This is a genomic window from Actinoplanes sp. NPDC023714 (assembly GCF_040639855.1).
Taxonomy (GTDB): Bacteria; Actinomycetota; Actinomycetes; order Mycobacteriales; family Micromonosporaceae; genus Actinoplanes.
Genome location: NZ_JBFAAR010000001.1, coordinates 47,076 through 61,028 on the forward strand (window position 1 = coordinate 47,076; position 13,953 = coordinate 61,028).

Annotated in this window: 15 protein-coding genes and 1 pseudogene; 12 read left to right on the plus strand and 4 right to left on the minus strand. The window is 71.4% G+C overall.

Translation table 11 applies throughout. The features are described from left to right. The first annotated feature begins 19 nt into the window (after positions 1 to 19). The 8 genes and pseudogenes from AB0G10_RS00210 (at position 20) to AB0G10_RS00245 (ending at position 5,351) form a co-directional block, all read left to right on the plus strand. Complete coding sequence (locus tag AB0G10_RS00210) at positions 20 to 853, plus strand: 3-keto-5-aminohexanoate cleavage protein (protein ID WP_360914147.1); 834 nt, start codon at positions 20 to 22, stop codon at positions 851 to 853. Next, entirely contained in the window at positions 850 to 1,758 is a 909-nt protein-coding gene (locus AB0G10_RS00215) for an asparaginase (RefSeq protein ID WP_360914149.1), read from the plus strand. Before AB0G10_RS00210 ends, AB0G10_RS00215 begins: the two co-directional genes overlap by 4 nt. Before the next feature lie 80 nt (positions 1,759 to 1,838). Beyond that, positions 1,839 to 2,183, plus strand: a pseudogene (locus tag AB0G10_RS00220) (helix-turn-helix transcriptional regulator); the annotation flags it as partial. A gap of 44 nt (positions 2,184 to 2,227) precedes the next feature. Beyond that, the gene (locus AB0G10_RS00225) at positions 2,228 to 2,716 is read left to right on the plus strand and encodes a hypothetical protein (protein ID WP_360914152.1); all 489 of its coding nucleotides are present in this window, start codon (positions 2,228 to 2,230) and stop codon (positions 2,714 to 2,716) included. 68 nt (positions 2,717 to 2,784) lie between these two features. Then, the gene (locus tag AB0G10_RS00230; RefSeq protein WP_360914155.1) at positions 2,785 to 3,099 is read left to right on the plus strand and encodes a DUF2516 family protein; all 315 of its coding nucleotides are present in this window, start codon (positions 2,785 to 2,787) and stop codon (positions 3,097 to 3,099) included. Positions 3,100 to 3,103: 4 nt separating this feature from the next. Beyond that, on the plus strand, positions 3,104 to 3,991 hold the full coding sequence (locus AB0G10_RS00235; protein WP_360914157.1) for an alpha/beta hydrolase: 888 nt from the start codon (positions 3,104 to 3,106) through the stop codon (positions 3,989 to 3,991). A 100-nt stretch (positions 3,992 to 4,091) separates the two neighbouring features. Continuing rightward, positions 4,092 to 4,520 (plus strand): hypothetical protein, encoded by a 429-nt coding sequence (locus AB0G10_RS00240; RefSeq protein WP_360914160.1) that lies wholly within the window; start codon positions 4,092 to 4,094, stop codon positions 4,518 to 4,520. Positions 4,521 to 4,550: 30 nt separating this feature from the next. After that, positions 4,551 to 5,351: an EI24 domain-containing protein gene (locus AB0G10_RS00245; RefSeq protein ID WP_360914163.1), complete on the plus strand. Its 801-nt coding sequence runs from the start codon at positions 4,551 to 4,553 to the stop codon at positions 5,349 to 5,351. A gap of 5 nt (positions 5,352 to 5,356) precedes the next feature. Here the strand turns inward: AB0G10_RS00245 and AB0G10_RS00250 are convergent, their stop codons facing one another. The 3 genes from AB0G10_RS00250 to AB0G10_RS00260 all read right to left on the minus strand — a co-directional run bounded on the left by AB0G10_RS00250 (position 5,357) and on the right by AB0G10_RS00260 (position 8,629). Continuing rightward, the gene (locus AB0G10_RS00250; RefSeq protein WP_360914165.1) at positions 5,357 to 6,361 is read right to left on the minus strand and encodes a LacI family DNA-binding transcriptional regulator; all 1,005 of its coding nucleotides are present in this window, start codon (positions 6,359 to 6,361) and stop codon (positions 5,357 to 5,359) included. 11 nt (positions 6,362 to 6,372) lie between these two features. Next, on the minus strand, positions 6,373 to 7,776 hold the full coding sequence (locus AB0G10_RS00255; RefSeq protein ID WP_360914168.1) for a GH1 family beta-glucosidase: 1,404 nt from the start codon (positions 7,774 to 7,776) through the stop codon (positions 6,373 to 6,375). Positions 7,777 to 7,873: 97 nt separating this feature from the next. Then, a complete protein-coding gene (locus tag AB0G10_RS00260; protein ID WP_360914171.1) occupies positions 7,874 to 8,629 on the minus strand; it encodes a maleylpyruvate isomerase N-terminal domain-containing protein in 756 nt (251 codons plus the stop codon). A 68-nt stretch (positions 8,630 to 8,697) separates the two neighbouring features. Here AB0G10_RS00260 and AB0G10_RS00265 point away from each other — a divergent pair, with 68 nt between their 5' ends. Next, on the plus strand, positions 8,698 to 9,759 hold the full coding sequence (locus AB0G10_RS00265; RefSeq protein ID WP_360914174.1) for a UDP-N-acetylmuramate dehydrogenase: 1,062 nt from the start codon (positions 8,698 to 8,700) through the stop codon (positions 9,757 to 9,759). A 1-nt stretch (position 9,760) separates the two neighbouring features. On the opposite strand, the gene AB0G10_RS00270 is transcribed toward AB0G10_RS00265, so the two are convergent. Beyond that, a complete protein-coding gene (locus tag AB0G10_RS00270; RefSeq protein ID WP_360917905.1) occupies positions 9,761 to 10,132 on the minus strand; it encodes a CAP domain-containing protein in 372 nt (123 codons plus the stop codon). Between AB0G10_RS00270 and AB0G10_RS00275 the strand changes: the two genes are divergently transcribed. From AB0G10_RS00275 to AB0G10_RS00285, 3 genes are all read left to right on the plus strand, one after another. Next, positions 10,041 to 10,703, plus strand: coding sequence for a pentapeptide repeat-containing protein (locus tag AB0G10_RS00275; protein ID WP_360917906.1), 663 nt, complete (start codon positions 10,041 to 10,043; stop codon positions 10,701 to 10,703). The two genes, AB0G10_RS00270 and AB0G10_RS00275, sit on opposite strands and share 92 nt — an antisense overlap. 101 nt (positions 10,704 to 10,804) lie before the next feature. Further along, complete coding sequence (locus AB0G10_RS00280; protein WP_111649790.1) at positions 10,805 to 11,503, plus strand: response regulator transcription factor; 699 nt, start codon at positions 10,805 to 10,807, stop codon at positions 11,501 to 11,503. 82 nt (positions 11,504 to 11,585) lie between these two features. Beyond that, the gene (locus AB0G10_RS00285; RefSeq protein ID WP_360914177.1) at positions 11,586 to 13,952 is read left to right on the plus strand and encodes a chemotaxis protein CheA; all 2,367 of its coding nucleotides are present in this window, start codon (positions 11,586 to 11,588) and stop codon (positions 13,950 to 13,952) included. Position 13,953 lies beyond the last annotated feature (1 nt).

A 13,953-nucleotide genomic window follows, 5' to 3' on the forward strand; every position in this document is an offset into this window, starting at 1 on the left:
ACCTGGCAATATGAGCCGCATGACCGGGACCTTGATCACCGTCGCCCCGACCGGCGCGGAGAGCAGCAAGGCGGACGTGCCGGCTCTGCCAGTGACCCTGGATGAGCTGGTCTCGACCGCGAAGGAATGTGAGGCGCTGGGCGCCTCGATCATCCATGTGCACATCCGGGACGACGCCGCCGAGCCCACCCTCGACCAGGGCCGGCTGCGGGCGACCGTGGCGGCCCTGCGCGAGTCCACCGGGCTGATCGTGCAGCTCTCCTCGGGCGGCGCGGTGACCGACCCGGAGGCGGACCGCCTCGCGGTGCTCGACGCACGCCCGGAGATGGCCTCCTGCACGATGGGGACCGTCAACTTCGGCGACGGCGTCTTCATGAACCGCTGGGAGTTCATCGTCGACCTGCACACCCGCATGCAGGAGCGCGGCGTCGTGCCGGAGTACGAGATCTTCGACCTGGGCCAGCTCACGTCCCTGCAGCGGCTGCTCGGGAAATACGGCCTGCCGTTCGGCGGCCACGTCCACGTCGACCTGGTGATGGGCGTGCCGGGCGGGATGCCGGGCACGGCGGCCGCCCTGGTCGCGTGCGAGCAGGTCATCCGCGACCTGCCGGCCGGCACCACGTTCTCGGCCACCGGCATCGGCCGCAGCACCCTGCCGGTGATGCTGGCGTCGCTCGCGGCGGGCGGGCACCTGCGGGTCGGGATGGAGGACACCCTCACGTACGCGAAGGGCCGTGCCGTCGAGTCGAACATGCAGCTCGTGGCGCGGGCCGTCGGCTTCGCCCAGCTCGCCCAGCGCCCGCCCCTGACCCCTGCTCAAGCCCGTGACCTGCTCGGAGTGCCCCAACCGTGATCGTCGCTGAAGTAGTCCGTTCGGGGTTCGTCGAGAGCGTCCACCACGGCGTCGTCGCGCTCACCGCGGGGGAGGGCTTCGGCGACGTCGAGAGCCCGTTCTTCCCCCGATCCTCCAACAAGCCGCTGCAGACGGTCGGCCTGCTGAACGCCGGTCTCGTCCCGCGCGAGGAGGCCGATCTCGCGCTGATGAGCGGCAGCCACGACGGCGAGGGATTCCACGTCGAGCGGGTCCGGCACATGCTCGCGGCGGCCGGCCTGACGCCGGGCGCGCTGCGCTGCCCGGCCGACCTGCCGCTCGGCGAGACGCCCCGGAACGCCTGGCTGCGCGCGGGCGGCGAGGCCGAGCCGATCCTGATGAACTGCTCCGGCAAGCACGCCGGGATGCTCGCCACCTGTGTGGTCAACGGCTGGCCGCTGGATTCGTACCTCGAAGTTGATCACCCGTTGCAGAAGGCTCTCGCCGACGCGGTGAGCCGGCTCGCCGGCGAGCCGATCGCGGCGCTCGGCGTCGACGGCTGCGGCGCGCCGATCTTCGCGGTCTCGCCGATCGGGCTGGCGCGGGCGTTCCAGCGGCTGGTCGAGGCCGAGCCGGGCACCCCGGAGCGCCGGGTCGCCGACGCCATGCGGGCGCATCCGGAACTCGTCGCGGGCACCGGCACCGAGGACACCGTGCTGATGAACGCGATGCCGGGCCTGCTGGTCAAGAAGGGCGCCGACGGGGTGGCCGCGGCCGCGATGCCCGGCTTCGGCGCGGTGGCGCTGAAGATCTCCGACGGGGCCACCCGTGCCCGGGTGCCGGTGCTCCTGGAGGCGCTGCGCCGGCTCGGTGTGGAGACGCCGGACCTGAGGGAGGTCGTGCTGGGCGGCGGACGCCCGGTCGGCGAGGTTCGCGCGGTTTGGTGAATGGCGGGGTGACTCGGTTCACGCTAGCTGGAGCAAGCGTTTTGCTTGCAACAGCTAGCACTCCGCGCTAACTTCGACGCATGGCCACATCCAAGGACCTGCCCGAGGACATCGGATCCTTCATCCGTGACCTGCGGCAGACCGCGAAGATCTCTCTTCGCCAGCTCGCCGACAAGGCCGGGGTGTCCAACCCCTACCTGAGTCAGATCGAGCGTGGCCTGCGCAAGCCGAGCGCCGAGGTGCTGCAGCAGATCGCCAGCGCCTTGCGAGTGTCGACGCCCGCGATGTACCTGCGGGCTGGGCTGCTCGATGGCGAGGGCCAGCAGGGTGTGCTGGCCGCCATCGCGGTCGACCCGGAGCTCACGGTCGCACAGAAGCAGTCCCTGTCGCAGATCTACGAGACGTTCCGCAACGAGAACGCGCGCAACGAAACGCCGCCTTCTGAAGACCCGATCACTGAGGAGTCCAAGTGACCGAGCAGACCAAGACCAAGATCCCCGCCCCGCTCTACGCCGCCGCCGGCGCCGGTGACCTGGCTTACCAGCAGCTGCGCAAGCTCCCGGCCGTGCTGACCGAGCTGAGCGACAAGGCCGCCGCCTCGCTGAAGGTCTACAACGACCAGGCCGGCACCAAGGCCGCCGAGCTGCGCGAGAAGGCCGGCACCACCGACTTCGTGGCCATCCGGGAGAACGCGGCCAGCGCCGCGAACGCCTTCGCCCAGGTCGCCCAGGAGCGGGCCGTGGCGCTCTACACCGAGCTGGTGGCCCGCGGCGAGCGCGTCGTCGGCACCGGTGTCGTCGAGGCCGCCGACGTGGTGAACGCCGACATCGAGGCCACCGAGGAGCCGAAGGCCGTCGAGGCCACCCCGGCCGTCGTGGCCGAGGCCAAGGCCGTCGAGGCCGCTCCGAAGGCGCCGCGCAAGCGGGCCAAGCCGGCCGCCCCGAAGTCCGCGGAGTAACGAGCCGAGCAACGACATGCATCGCAGGCCCCGGCAGTCGCCGGGGCCTGCGGCATAGAATCGCCGTCATGGCCTCTTCCGCGCCGATCTTCTTCGACGACGTCCGCAACTACATCGACCTCGTGGTGCTGCTGGTCTCGCTGATCGTGCAGTCGGTGGCGCTGATCCACTGCCTGATCCAGCGAGGCGCGGGTTTCCAGGCCATCGGCACCCTGCCGAAGGGCGCGTGGGCCGCGATCATCGGCGTCTGCCTGGTCATCACGTTCCTGACCGCCGGCCAGCTCCTGATCTTCAGCATGATCGGCATCGCGGCGGCCCTGGTCTATCTGCTCGACGTCCGTCCCGGCCTCAAGGACCTGTCCGACGGCAAGGGCTTCTGGTGATCCGTTGAGGGGCCGCTTCGGGCCTCCCCCTCCGGATGGAGGCCCGCGCCTGCAGCGCGGAGATCGGACCGGGCCGCGGACTGGTCGCCCTACGCTGCCGGGTCCGGCCACCGAGTTGGTCACTCTCCCTTCGGGCGTACGAGTGGAGCAACTCGTCACCGGCACCGGCGAACCCGTGACCGTCTTCGCCCACGGGCTGGCCGGTGACCTGAGTGGCACCCGCCCGCTCGGCAGCGGGGTGACCGGGCGCCGGGTGTTCTTCCACTTCCGCGGCCACGGGCGCTCCGACGTACCGCCCGGCCCCTGGTCCTTCGCCGACCTCGCGGCCGAGCTGTCCGCCGTGGCGGGCCTGCACGGCGCCACCCGCGCGGTCGGCGTGAGCATGGGCGCGGCCGCCCTGTGCCGGGTGCTGGCCGCCGAGCCGGCCCGGTTCGACCGGGTGGTGCTCTACCTGCCCGCCCCGCTCGACGGCACCCGCCCGGCCGCGGCCGTCCAGCGCCTGGAACGGCTGATCGCCTCGGTGGAGTCCGGGGAGGCCGCGATGATCGCCGAGGCCGTGGAGGCGGAGCTGCCGCCGGCCGTGCGCAACACCCCGGCCGGCTGGAGCCACCTCCGCCAGCGGGTCGAGCAGCTGCAGCGGGACGGCCTGGCCCAGGAGCTGGAGTCGATCTGGTCGGCGCCGGCCGTGCCCGTGGTCGAGGCGCTCACCGCCTTTCCGGGGCGGGCGCTCGTGATCGGCTGTCAGGGCGACGAGGTGCACCCGGCCGCGTGGGCGGAACGCCTCGCGGGTCTGCTGCCGGACGCCGAGCTCGAGATCTTCGACCGGCCCGCGATCCTCTGGAACAACCGCCGCGAGTTGCGGGACCGGATCTCCACGTTCCTCAACGCCTGAACGACATATGGGCCAGATGTCCGAAAAGCCGTAACTTTTTGGGCGTTTCGCGCGTCTTCAGTACGTGCGCTTGTCCCCTAAATCCCTCTTTTTCGGTTTGGTGATCGTCGGTCTGCCGTTCGCGGTCGTCGCCGGCTGGACCCTCGGCGCTCCGGCGATCAAGTCCGCCGCGCTCGGCGCCGCAGGTGTTCCCGACGGCGTCGGCGGCATCGGCACCGCCCCGGCGACCGCCACGAGTGCGCCCGCCGGTGGCTACACGGCCCGCCCGCCCCGCACCACGGCGGCCCCGGCCACCACCGTGCCGGCCGCGTCGGCGCCGTCCGCCGCCCCCGCGGTCACGATGACGGTGACGGTCGTCACCTCCGTACCCCCGCCGCTCTTGACCCCCACGTCATCGCCGCCGCTGCTGAACGAGCCGCCGGTGCCGACACCCACCCGGATCACCGAGGACCCGGACCCGTCCGACACGCCGCCGCTCCCGAGCGAGACGCCGTCGGCCTCACCCAGCCCGTCCCCCTCCGGCTCCTGAACTGGCGGGCAGGCCTTAAGCTCACGGACCGTGAGCGGTGATCGAAGTCGAGTGTCGTCGGCGTTCCGGGATTTCGCGACCGGGGCCGGTCTGCTCGGCCGCGGCCTCGGGCTGATCCTGCGCAGTCCGCGGCTGCTCCTGCTCGGACTGGTGCCGGCCCTGCTCTCCGGAATCCTCTACATCGTCCTGCTGGTCCTGCTGATCCGTTTCCTGCCCGACCTGTCGGAGCAGGCGACCTGGTTCGCCGACGGCTGGACCGCCTGGCTGCGCGACGTCGTGCAGGTCTTCGCCGGCGCCGGGATCCTGGGCCTCTCGGTGCTGCTCGGCATCCTCACGTTCACTGCGGTGACGCTGCTGATCGGCGACCCGTTCTACGAGACGATCTCCGGCCGGATCGAGGAGCGCTTCGGCGGCGTACCGGACGAGGTGCAGGTCGGCCTGCTGGAGTCGCTGCGCCGCAGCCTCGTCGACTCGCTCCGGCTGATCGGCATCGGCGTGCTCGTGGCGATCCCGCTCTTCTTTCTGGGCCTGCTGCCGTTCGTCGGCCAGACCGTGATCCCGGTGATCGGCGGTGCGGTCGGCGGCTGGCTGCTGGCGCTCGAGCTGACCGGCGTCCCCTTCCAGCGGCGCGGTCAGCGTCTCCGCCACCGCCGGGCGGTGCTCGGCGGGAACAAGCCGCTGACGCTCGGCTTCGGCGTCGCCGTCTTCCTGGTCTTCCTCATCCCGCTCGGCGCGATCCTCTTCATGCCGGCCGCGATCGCGGGTGCCACGCTGCTGGCCCGCAGGTCGCTGGGCAAGCCGATAGCGATCAGCTCGACGCCGTCGCTCTGAGCCGGTCAGGCCGACTCGCGCAGGACCAGTTCGGTGGGGAGGACCACCGACTCCGGGATGTCCTCGTCGCCGGCGATCAGCCGGAGCATGAGCTGCGCCATCGTGCGCCCGGCCTCGGCGATCGGCTGCCGGACCGTGGTGAGCGGCGGGTCGCTGTAGCGGCTGATCTCGAAGTCGTCGAAGCCGATCACGGCGACGTCGTCCGGGACGCGGCGACCGGCCGCGCGCAGCGCCTGGAGGGCGCCGTGGGCCATCAGGTCGGAGGCGGCGAAGACGGCGTCGATCGCCGGGTCGCGGTCGAGGAGCTCGCGCATCGCGGTCACGCCGGAGTCGCGGGTGAAGTCGCCGTTCGCGACCAGGGCGGGCAGGCCGGCCTCGTCGAGGGTGTCCCGGTACCCGGCCAGGCGGGCCTGGCCGGCGACCATGTCCTGCGGGCCGGCGATGGTGGCGATCCGGCGGCGGCCGCCGGCGACCAGGTGGCGCACCGCGGCGGCGACCCCGCCGGCGTGGTCGACGTCCACGTAGGGCACCGCGGCGGGCGGGCGGCCGCTGCAGACGACCGGGATGCCGCGCTCGGCGAGGAGACCGGGCAGCGGGTCGGCGCCGTGGATCGAGGCGAACAGGACGCCGTCGACGTGGCCGGCGACGGCGTACCGCTCGACGCGATGATGACCGGCCTCCGAGCCGGTCATCATCAGGACGAGCTGCTTGTCGGCGGCTTCCAGCTCCACGCCGACCCCCCGGATGATGGCCGGGAAGAACAGGTCGTCGGAGAAGACCCGGTTCGCGGTCTCCGGCAGGATCAGCGCGATCGAGTCGGTCCGCTGGGTGACGAGGCTGCGGGCGGCCTGGTTGGGTACGTAACCGAGCTCGTCGACGGCGCGATTCACCGCGTCCCGGATCGTGGCGGCCACCGTCGTGGAGCCGTTGACGACGCGGGACACTGTCGCGCGGGAGACCCCGGCGCGACGGGCCACAGCTTCCAGAGTGGGCCGTTCCCGCGTCGTCACCAAGCTACTCCCTACTCGAGACCGTTGCGCCGGATCACCTCGCGGTACCACTTCGCACTGTCCTTGAGCACACGCTGCTGCGTCGTGTAGTCGACGTGCACGATACCGAAGCGCTTCTTGTATCCCTCGGCCCATTCGAAGTTGTCCATCAGCGACCAGGCGAAGTAGCCGCGCAGGTCGACTCCGGCGGCCAGCGCGTCGTGGCAGGCGCGCAGGTGGGCGTCGATGTACTCGATGCGGCGCAGGTCGTGCACCTCGCCGTCGGAGTTCGGGCCCTCCGGGTACGCCGCGCCGTTCTCGGTGATCATCAGCGCGGTGCCCGGGTAGTCCCGGTGGATGCGGGTGAGGAGGCGGGTCAGCGACGCCGGCTCGATCTGCCAGTTCATGTCGGTGACCGGGCCGACCGGCGGCCGGAACGCGATGCCCTGGCTGCCCGGGTAGTCGCCGGCGCCGGGCGCGCCGGGCTTCGCCGAGACGTACGACGGGGTGTAGAAGTTGATGCCCAGCACGTCGAGCGGCTGGTGGATCAGCTTCTCGTCGCCGTCGCGGATGAACGACAGGTCGGTGATCCGGGCGATGTGCTCGAGCACGTCCACCGGGTATTCACCACGCAGCAGCGGGTCGAAGAAGATCCGGTTGGCGACGCCGTCGATCACCCGCGCGGCCTCGATGTCGGCCGGGTTGGCCGGGTCGAGCGGGGAGACCTCGCACGGGTTCAGCGTGATGCTGATGTTCTGGGCGCCGGCCGAGCGCAGCGCGGCGGCGGCGAGGCCGTGCGCCAGGTTGAGGTGGTGGGCCGCGGTGAGGGCCTTGGCCGGGTCCTGCACGCCGGGCGCGTGGATGCCGTTGCCGTACCCGAGGTAGGCCGAGCACCACGGCTCGTTCAGCGTGGTCCAGGTGGCGACCCGGTCGCCGAGGCGGCGGTGGACGATCTGGGCGTACTCGGCGAACGCCTCGGCGGTCTCCCGGTTGGCCCAGCCGCCGCGGTCCTCGAGGGTCTGCGGCAGGTCCCAGTGGTAGAGGGTGACGACCGGGTTGATGCCCTTGGCGAGCAGTTCGTCGGTGAGCCGGTCGTAGAAGTCGAGGCCGCGCACGTTGACCGGGCCGGTGCCGTCCGGCTGGATCCGGGGCCAGGCGACCGAGAAGCGGTACGCGCCGAGGCCGAGGCCGGCCATGAGCGCGACGTCGTCGGCGTACCGGTGGTAGTGGTCGCAGGCGACGTCACCGGTGTGGCCGGCGTACACCTTGCCGGGAGTGCGGCTGAAGGTGTCCCAGATGGACGGGCCGCGACCGTCCTCCCGCGCCGCGCCCTCGATCTGGTACGAGGCGGTGGCCGCGCCCCAGACGAAACCTTCGGGGAAGGTGATCCCCGCGGGCGCTGGTTGCGCCGACGTGGACGTGACGGTTGCCGTCATACTGCACCGCTTCCTGCTCTTGATCAGGTCCGACTACTTAACCGGTTCAGAGAATACTTGCTCGGGAGGCACTGAAAGCCGCCGAGAGAGCGTTTTCTCAAAAAACCCGGGTCCGGAGGGCCTGAACGAGCCGGGGATCGCCGGCCAGGGCGAGCTGGTCGGTGCGCTTGCGCCCCATCAGCGCCAGGAGAAGGTCACCGGCCGTGCCGGTCGCCTTGGCCCGGGCGTGATGGTCGTCGCTGTCCAGGATCGTCATGGTGTCGAGCAGGGCGATGCCCGGGCCGCGGAGCCGGACGAACCACTCGTGCGCCGCGTCGGTGGCCACCAGCTGGACCACGCCGCGCACGTCGTCGGGCCCCTGCCGGCGCCCGGCCGGCAGCCAGGTGTCGAGCACCTCGCTCACGCCGTCGGCGGCGAGTTTCGTCTCGATCGGGGTGGGCCGGCCGGCGGCCGACTCGGCCTCCCAGCGGCGCAGCGAGATCTCGTGGGCGACCCGGCGCTGCCAGAAACTCGCGCGCTTCGGCTGCGGCGCCCAGTTCCACGCGGGGAAGTCGGGGTCGAGCGCTTCCAGGGTCTCGATGGTGCCGGTGATCTCCCGGCGCAGCGCGTCGAGCGCGCCGGGCCACTCCAGCGGCGCGGCCGGGTCGGCCGCGGGCGGCGCGTCCGGGACCGGCCGGTCGGTCACGCCGCGCGTCACCGTGGCGCGCACCCAGCGCAGCAGCGCGGTGAGCTCGCCGGCGAGGCCGGCCATCCCGTGATCGGGGCCGGTCTCGGTCACGGCGTCGACAAGCGCCGGCCCGTCGGCGCGCAGCGCTGCGAGCCAGAAGTCCTTCGTCGCGTGCAACCTGTTCATCGGACCCGTCTCCCGCTCGGCCGGACCGCCGGTGTCATCCCCCGGTGTCTGAGCTTAGGGTGAACCCCGTGCCCGACGCATTCGCCGACCATCTGAATGACACACCCCCTGCCGGAAACACCTTGGCGGCGTACACGACGCTACGCCTCGGAGGCCCGGCCGGCACCCTGACCACCGCGGTCCACGCGGACGAGGCGATCGCCGTGGTCCGTGCCGCGTCCGCCGCCGGGCGTCCGGTGCTGGTCCTGGCCGGTGGCAGCAACGTCGTGATCGGCGACGCCGGTTTCCCCGGCGAGGTGCTGCTGCTGCGCACGCGCGGGATCCGGGTGGTGGGTGAGGACCCGGCCGCCGTCGTGGTCCGGGCCGCGGCGGGGGAGACCTGGGATGATTTCGTTGCGTACGCGGTGACGAACGGCCTGTCGGGCGTCGAGTGCCTGTCCGGCATCCCGGGCTCGGCGGGCGCCACCCCGATCCAGAACGTCGGCGCGTACGGCCAGGAGGTCGCGCACACCATCGTGGCGGTGCACGCGTACGACCGGATCGCCGGCGAGGTCCGCGAGATGTCGCCGGCCGAGTGCGGGTTCGGCTACCGCGCCAGCGTCTTCAAGCACAACGACCGCTACCTGGTGCTCGACGTCGACTTCCGGCTGGAGAAGTCCGGCGAGTCGGCCCCGATCAAGTACGCGGAACTGGCCCGCAGCCTCGGCGCCGAGGCCGGTGACCGGGTGCCGCTCGCGCTGGCCCGGGACACCGTGCTGAAGCTGCGCGCCGGCAAGGGCATGGTGCTCGACCCGGAGGATCGGGACACCTGGTCGGTCGGCTCCTTCTTCACCAACCCGGTGGTCACCGAGGAGGTCTTCGCGGCGCTGGGCGAGATGCCGCACTGGCCGGCCGGCGACGGCATGGTGAAGCTGCCGGCCGCCTGGCTGATCGAGCGGGCCGGCTTCCCGAAGGGCTTCGCCGGCGAGGGCGTCGCGATCTCCGGCAAGCACACGCTGGCCCTGACCAACCGGGGCGCCGGCAGCACGGCAGCCCTGCTCGACCTGGCGCGGGTCATCCGGGACGGGGTGCGGGAGAGGTTCGGTGTCGAGCTGCACCCCGAGCCCGTGCTGATCAACTGCGCCATCTGAGCTACTTCCAGCCGAAGACCTGCGTGTAGTAAGGCGTGCCGTCGGCCGCGTAGGCCACGCCCGTCCCGATCGACTTGGCGCCGCAGTTGAGGATGTTGGCGCGGTGCCCCGGGCTGTCCATCCACGCCTCCACCACGGCGGACGCGGTCGGGTAACCCCAGCCGATGTTCTCGCCGGCCGGCTGGCGGTATCCGGCGGCCCGGCTGCGGCTCACGAACGTGGCGCCGTCCCGCCAGACGTGGCTGAAGAGCCGGGTCCGGGCCATGTACCAGCTCTGCCGCATGGACGCGGTGGCCAGGTCCTGGTCGACCGCGAGCGCCGGGCAGCCGGCCGCCCGGCGCTTCTCGTTGGTGAGCCGGACGACCTGCAGCATCAGCGTGCGGGCGCGCAGCCGGGCCAGGGTGGTGGCGGCGGGCTTCGCGGCCGGGGTCCTGGTGCCGGCCGACGGGACGGCGCGGGCCGCCGCGGCCTTGCCGGGCGCCGGTCGGGCGGACTTGAGCTGGGCGGATTTGAGCTGGGCCGACTTGAGCTGGGCCGACTTGAGCTGGGCCGACTTGAGCTGGGCGGGCCGGGGCTGGGCGACGCGCGGGGGTACGCGGTCCGGCCGGGACGGCAGGTCCGGGCCGTGCCCCAGCGCTGGGGCGGCGAGGACCAGCAGCGCGGGTGTCGCCGCGACCATTAGGACACGTCGTACCACCAGGTCGAACACGGATGCCTCCCGATCGCAGAACGGACGCGGATCGTCCATCAGGGCCTATCGCACCCCGTTGTACGTGGCGTGTCACATCTTTCTCGGAACGGGCGAAAAGCCGCACCGGAAATGTCAGTCTGAAGGGATGGCCTCGCCGGCATCCGGGGAGCCGCCGGATGGGCACTGTGTCCACGGATCCTCGTGGACAGGCTCTTGCGCCGGGCGTATGACGCTAAACTGTCACTGTCCGTAAATAGGCGGTGACATCACGCTATGGTGTGTTTGCGCCTTTGAAATTTCCTCCGTTCGCGGTATTCGGGCGCGAGTGCGGGTTGGGGGCATGGTGAGTAGAGAATGAGTCGCCTTCTCGTGGTCGAGGACGATCCGGACATCGCACTCGCACTCAGGCTTCTGTTCAGCCGGGCCGGTTACGAGGTGGCGCACGCCGCGGACGGCCGGGCCGGGCTCAAGGAGGCGTACGCGGAGCACCCCGATCTGGTGGTGCTCGACGTGGGCCTGCCGGAAATGGACGGCTGGCAGGTGCTGGAGCGCCTGCGGGACGTCTCGGACGTGCCGGTGCTGGTGCTCACCGCGCACGGCCAGGAGGCGGAGAAGGTGCGCGGCCTGCGCGGCGGCGCCGACGACTACCTCACCAAGCCGTTCGCCAACAACGAGCTGCTGGCCCGGGTGGAGGCGCTGCTCCGGCGCTCCTCCAGCGGGCAGAACAACTGGGCGAGCCAGATCTACGACGACGGTCTCGTGCATCTGGACCCCACCAAGCGCCGGGTCTACGTGAAGGGCGACGAGAAACGCCTCACGCCGACCGAGTTCCGCCTGCTCAACGCCTTGGTCCGGCACGCCGGCGCGGTGCTCTCGCCGAACCAGTTGCTGACCCAGGCGTGGGACGACCCGACCGGCATCGGCCAGGAGCGGGTCAAGTTCGCGGTGCTGCGGCTGCGCCGCAAGCTGGGCTGGTCCGACCCGGACGAATCGCCCATCGAGTCCGTACGCGGATTCGGCTACCGATACCGGCGACCGGGCGGAGAAGCCTGATATTCAGCCGTTCCGGTCGAGTCTTCTCAGTTGGCGCCCGCACACGTCGATGAGGGCTGTGAAGCCGAGCAGGAGGTAAGTCGTGGAAGACCTTGGCGAGATCGTCGGCGAATTCCTGATGGAGAGCCACGAGAACCTGGACCAGATCGACCGGGATCTCGTGAGCCTCGAGCAGGAACCGGACTCGCGTGACCTGATCTCCCGTATCTTCCGGGCGATTCACACGATCAAGGGCACCAGTGGATTCCTGGCCTTCACGAGGCTGGAGAAGCTGGCCCACGCCGGTGAGTCGCTGCTGTCCCGGTTGCGTGACGGCGTCCAGCCGGTCACCCCGGAGACCATCACCGTGCTGCTCGCGACCATCGACGGCGTCCGCAACCTGTTGTCCTCCATCGAGGAGAACAACACGGAAGAGGGCATCGACATCGACAGCACCATCGAGCGGATCCACGCCCAGATGAACGCGCCGGCGGCGGCCGCTCCCGCCGCGGCGCCGGCAGCCGCCGCCCCGGCCCAGGCCGAGGCCGCGCCGGCCGCCGAGGCCGAGACCCCGGTGCCGCTCGACGAGACCCCGAAGCGCCCCGCGCCCGAGCCGATCGCCGAGCAGCGCCAGCCGCTCGGCCAGATCCTGGTCGAGGCCGGCGCGGCGCAGCAGACCGACGTCGCCTCGGCGCTCCAGCAGCAGATCGAGGGCGACGAGCGCAAGCTCGGCACGATCCTGCTCGAGGAGGGCAAGGCCGCGCCCGCCGCGGTGAGCGAGGCCCTGCAGACGCAGGCGCCGAAGCGGAGCATCGCCGACAGCGCGATCCGCGTCGACGTCGACCTGCTGGACACCCTCATGAACATGGTCGGTGAGCTGGTGCTCGCCCGGAACCAGCTGGTCCGCGGCGTCATGGAGATCGGCGACGCGACCCTGGTCCGCAGCGCCCAGCGGCTCGGCATGATCACCAGTGAGCTGCAAGAGGGCATCATGAAGACCCGGATGCAGCCCATCGAGCACATCTGGTCGAAGCTGCCCCGGGTCGTCCGGGACCTGAGCAACTCGCTCGGCAAGCAGGTCCAGCTGGTCATGGAGGGCAAGGAGACCGAGCTCGACCGCAGCCTCCTGGAGGCGGTCAAGGACCCGCTGACCCACCTCGTGCGCAACGCCGTCGACCACGGCATCGAGGACCCGGACCGGCGGACCGCGGCCGGCAAGAACCCCGAGGGCACGCTGACGCTCCGCGCGTACCACGAGGGCGGTCACGTCGCGGTCGAGGTCGCCGACGACGGCGCCGGCCTGAACGTCGAGCGGATCGCGCAGAAGGCCGTGGAGAACGGGCTGCTCCGGCCGGAGCAGATCCCGAGCATGGACAAGCGCGACATCATGGCGATGGTCTTCCAGCCCGGCTTCTCCACCGCCGCGAAGGTCACCAACGTCTCCGGCCGCGGCGTCGGCATGGACGTCGTGAAGACCAACATCGAGCAGATCGGCGGCGCGGTCAGCGTCGACTCGACACCGGGCGAGGGCACGGTGTGGCGGCTCACCATCCCGCTGACGCTCGCCATCATCCAGGCGCTCACCGTGGACTGCGGCGACCAGCGCTATGTGGTGCCGCAGGTCGCGGTCCTCGAGCTGGTCTTCATCGACGGCAACGCCACCAAGGTCGAGTACGCCTCCGGCGCGCCGGTCTACCGGCTGCGCGGCAAGCTGCTCCCGCTGGTCCGGCTGGACCGGGCTCTAGGCTTCGAGGTCGGCGGCGACCAGGGCGTCTACGTCATGGTCCTGCAGGCCGACGGCCGGCGGTTCGGCCTGGTCGTGGACCGGGTGCTGAACACCGAGGAGGTCGTCGTCAAGGCCCTCAACACCCGGCTCAAGGACATCGGCCTCTACTCCGGCGCCACCATCCTCGGCGACGGCAAGGTCGGCCTCATCCTGGACGTCCCGGCCCTGGCCCGGCGCTCGCACCTGGCCGCCGACTCGGAGCGGGAGAACGTCGTCGAGAAGCGCGGCACCGGCGGCGGCGGGACCGAGCGTCTGCTGGTCACCGCGGTCGGCGAGCGCCGGGTGGCGATCCCGCTGGACACCGTCACGCGGCTCGAGGAGTTCCCGCGCGACCGGCTCGAGCACGCAGGCTCCCGCGAGGTGGTCCAGTACCGCGGTCAGATTCTGCCGCTGGTCCGGCTCTCGCACCTGCTCGGCGCGTACGGCGAGGAGCTCGAGGGCGACACCGTGTCGGTCGTGGTCTACAGCGAGGGCGGCAAGAGCGTGGCGCTGGTGGTGGACCGGATCGTGGACATCGCCGAGAACTCGACGACCGCGCGCCGGGACGCCGAGGAGGACGGCCTGGTCGGCACCGCGGTGATCCAGCAGCGGGTCACCGAGCTGCTCGACGTGCGCCGGGCGATCCTCGCCGCCGACCCGAACTTCTACAGCGACGCGATGGACGACATGCTGGTGGAGGCCTGAG